The sequence below is a fragment of the Streptomyces sp. NPDC006430 genome, from assembly GCF_040612395.1.
GTDB lineage: Bacteria > Actinomycetota > Actinomycetes > Streptomycetales > Streptomycetaceae > Streptomyces.
Genome location: NZ_JBEXQA010000123.1, coordinates 1 through 1087 on the forward strand (window position 1 = coordinate 1; position 1087 = coordinate 1087).

The 1087-nt window shown below is 65.1% G+C and carries 1 protein-coding gene; it reads left to right on the top strand.

Features of this window, described 5'->3' with window-relative positions; translation table 11 throughout:
* Positions 1-210 precede the first annotated feature (210 nt).
* Positions 211-977, top strand: a protein-coding gene (locus ABZZ20_RS36890) for an IS5 family transposase (protein ID WP_356877444.1) whose coding sequence is annotated in 2 segments (ribosomal slippage) — positions 211-502 and positions 502-977 — 768 coding nt in all. Because the reading frame shifts where the segments join, the coding sequence is not laid out codon by codon here.
* The last annotated feature ends 110 nt before the right edge of the window (positions 978-1087 follow it).

The following is a 1087-nucleotide window of genomic DNA, read 5'->3' on the forward strand; positions in this document are numbered from 1 at the left end:
GCAGAGTTGGTCACGAGTCTCGTCCGGGATGCGCATACCACAACAACGAGCCCCGGAACGGGAAGCAACACCTTGATTTCCTGCAAGCCCTTAGAGCTCGTAACAGGATCTTGGTGAGATGTCCTGGTCGGGCGTGACCGGTGTGACGATTCGGCCGTTCGGGATGGTGTGAGTACTCGGCCTTGGATCGTGGACGACGAGTTGTGGGCAATGATCGAACCGCTGTTGCCGCCCTGGCCGACGCGGTCGCCAGGGCCGCGGCCGGTGCCGGACCGGTTGTGTCTGCAGGGCATCCTGTACGTTCTCTGCAACGACATCGCCTGGCAACTCCTGCCACCTGAGCTGGGGTTCGGCTCGGGACAGACCTGCTGGCGGCGCCTGGAGCGGTGGCAGCAGGCCGGAGTCTTCGACCAGCTGCACCGGATCCTGCTGGCCGAGCTGAACGCGGCCGGCCGCCTCGACTGGTCCAGGGCATGCGTGGACGGCTCCCACATCCGCGCGAAAAAGGGGGCACCGACACCGGTCCGTCGCCGGTCGACCGGCGGAAAACGGGCAGCAAACACCACCTGATCTGCGACGGACGCGGCACCCCGCTCAAAGTCATCACGACCGCGGCAAACGTCAACGACGTCACCCAGACCCTCGCCCTGGTCGACGGCATCCCACCAGTGGCAGGTCGTCCCGGCCGTCCCCGGCGACGTCCCGAGGCCCTGCTCGGGGACAAGGGCTACGACTCCAATCCCAACCGTGATGAGCTGCGTCAACGCCGGATCCTGCCGGTCATCTCCCGCAAGGGAGCCCCGAACATCAAGGGCATGGGCAAACTCCGCTACGTCGTCGAGCAGAGCTTCGCCCTGCTCCACCAGTTCAAACGACTCGCTATCCGCTGGGAACGCCGCACCGAACTCCACGACGCCTTCGTCTCCCTCGCCTGCAGCCTCATCTGCTGGCGACGACTCAAGAAACACGACTCATGATCGTGTTACGAGCTCTTAGCCTCGATCTTTCGTGACGGTCCGTCGGATTCTCCGGCGGGCCGTTTCGGGGTTGTGTGCTGGTCGTGGGTAGGCCGGTGGCCCGGCTGTCG